Below are 2,500 nucleotides of genomic sequence, written 5' to 3' on the forward strand. Positions count from 1 at the left end.
CCCCACCGCTCCTTCTCCAACCACAAGGGCGGATTGGTCCGCTTCGGCCCGGACGGTTTTCTCTACCTCGCGACGGGAGATGGCGGCGGTGGCGGCGACCCGCTGGGCAACGGGCAGAACCTCGATTCGCTGCTGGGCAAGCTGCTGCGCATCGACGTGCGCAACGCCAGCGCGGCGGCACCGTACGCCGTTCCTGCCACCAACCCGTTCGTGGGGCAGCCGAACAGGCGCGGCAAAATCTGGGCCTACGGCCTGCGCAATCCGTGGCGCTATGCGTTCGATCCGCCCACGGGCCTTCTCTACATCGGCGACGTCGGGCAGGGCCGCTTCGAGGAAGTGGACGTGAGCGCGGCCGGTGCGGCGGGGCTCAACTACGGCTGGAACCTCATGGAAGCCACCTCCTGCTTCGGCACGGCTTCCTGCGATCGGGCCGGCCTCACCCTGCCGGTGCTGGAATACGGCCACGACGGCAATGGCGGCTGCTCGATCATCGGCGGCTTCGTCTACCGCGGCAGCGCGATCCCGGAGCTGCAGGGGCGGTACTTCTATTCCGACCTCTGCAGCGGCTGGCTGCGCAGCTTCGTGTTCAGCGGCGGCGCGGCGACCGACCCGCAGCAGTTCATCGCGAACATGGGGTCGGTCATCTCCTTCGGCGAGGACGGGCAGAAGGAGTTGTACGTGCTCACGGCGGCGGGGCAGGTGCTGCGCATCGAGCGCGCGGCGCCATGATGCGGCCTACTTGTCGAACAGCTTGAGCAGGTGCTGCCAGCCGCGCAGCATCAGGCCCGACTGTTCCACGTCGGCCTGCGCGACGAGGGGCGCTTCGCCCACCGGCTTGCCGTTCGAGGTGGCGACCACCTTGCCGACCACGGCGCCCTTCTTCACCGGCGCTTCCAGGTCCGGCTTCAACTGCACCGCGGTCTGCACCTTCTGGCCGCGCGGCACGGTGATCGTCCACGGCGATCCCAGCACGGCCGGCACGGTGTCGGCCTTGCCGAAGGCGACCTTGGCCGTCCCGACCGGCGTGCCCGGCTGCAGCGGGGTGGCCTTCTCGAAATTGCCGAAGCCCCACGCCAGCAGCTTGCGCGTCTGGTCGGCGCGGGCCTGGGCGCTGGTGGTGTTGAGGATCACCGAGATCAGGCGCATGCCGTTGCGCTTGGACGAAGTCACCAGGCAGTAGCCCGCATCCTGCGTGTGGCCGGTCTTCAGGCCGTCGACGGTGGGGTCGGTGTAGAGCAGCGCGTTGCGGTTGCCCTGCTTGATGCCGTTGTACGTGAACTCGCGTTCCGCGTAGATCGGATAGAACTCGGAGCTGTCGCGGATGATCGCGCGCGCCAGGATGGCCAGGTCGCGCGCGGAGGCCTTGTGCGCCGGATCGGGCAGGCCGGTGGCGTTGACGAAATGCGTGTTCGTCATCCCGAGGCGCTTCGCCTCGTCGTTCATCAGCTTGGCGAAGCCTTCTTCGGAGCCGCCCATGTACTCGGCGATCGCCTTGCTGGCATCGTTGCCCGACTGGATGACGATGCCGCGCAGGATGTCGATCACCGTGGCCTGGCTGTTGAGCGGCAGGTACATGCACGATTCGCTGCTCGATCCCCGGCACCAGGCGTGCTCGCTCACGGGGACCAGGTCGGTCTTCTTCAGCCTCCCCGTGCGCAGCGCCTGCTCGACCAGGTAGCTGGTCATCATCTTGGTCAGCGACGCGGGCGGCAAGGGTTCGTCGGCATTGGCCGAGGCGAGCACCTCGCCGGAGTCGAAATCCATCAGCAGCCAGGCCTTGGCGGGCAGCACCGGGGCACCACCGGCGACGGCCGTCTCGCCAACCGGCGCCGCCGCGGCGGGCGCGGTGGCTGCAGGTTTCTTGTGGGCGGCGGACTTGCTTTTCTGCGGGGCCGCGAAGGACTCCGAATCGGGAACCAGGGTGCCCGCGGCAATGGCGAAGGCGAGCGGAAGAATGAAAAGACGCTTGGTTTGCATGGGGAAGGATCACCGACAGACCCGGACATTGTGGCGGATGCAGGCCGCTGGTGGGCTGCCGAATGGCCGCGTCACGGCGTAGGAAAGGCGGCGGTGCGCCTTCGCAGGATCAATCGCCGTGGCCCTGGCGCCGCCGCATCCGCCAATGCAGCGTTCCACCGAGCAGTGCGCCCCACATCAAGTGGTCGGCCAGTTGCGGCCGGAACGGCAGCGCTGCGACCGAGGGGAAGAAGGCAGGCGCGATCACGAGCAGGTCGAGAAGGGCGACCGCGAGCGACCCCAGGATGGCCCAGAACACGACCCCGCGCCGTGGCAGGAGGAAGGCGAAGACGGCGGTCCAGAACAGCGAGACGGCCGGGTGCACGACCGCGGCTGCAGCGACCAGGGCGGCGGTGCTCGTCGCGCCCGGCGCCAGCATCGCGCCGGCCGCGCGGGTCGCTTCGAGCGCATCGGCACCGGTGGCCAGGGCATGCAGCGTGGAGGGCAGGCCGCTGAAGACGGTGGCCGCGAGATACGCGGCCAC

General features: G+C 68.9%; 3 protein-coding genes (1 of these 3 cut by a window edge). 1 reads left to right on the top strand and 2 read right to left on the bottom strand.

What is annotated here, in order from left to right:
• On the top strand, positions 1–729 hold a 729-nt coding region (locus VFM98_RS13370; protein ID WP_325110410.1), incomplete at its 5' end, for a PQQ-dependent sugar dehydrogenase.
• Between the two features lie 6 nt (positions 730–735).
• Here VFM98_RS13370 and VFM98_RS13375 read toward each other — a convergent pair.
• Positions 736–1,977 (bottom strand): D-alanyl-D-alanine carboxypeptidase family protein, encoded by a 1,242-nt coding sequence (locus VFM98_RS13375; RefSeq protein ID WP_325110411.1) that lies wholly within the window; start codon positions 1,975–1,977, stop codon positions 736–738.
• 109 nt (positions 1,978–2,086) lie between these two features.
• Positions 2,087–2,500 carry the 3' portion of a hypothetical protein gene (locus VFM98_RS13380; protein WP_325110412.1) on the bottom strand. 30 nt of this gene lie beyond the right edge of the window, so only the last 414 of its 444 coding nucleotides appear in the window; its start codon lies off the right edge, out of view; its stop codon occupies positions 2,087–2,089.

Source organism: Ramlibacter sp., from assembly GCF_035706265.1.
GTDB lineage: Bacteria > Pseudomonadota > Gammaproteobacteria > Burkholderiales > Burkholderiaceae_C > Ramlibacter.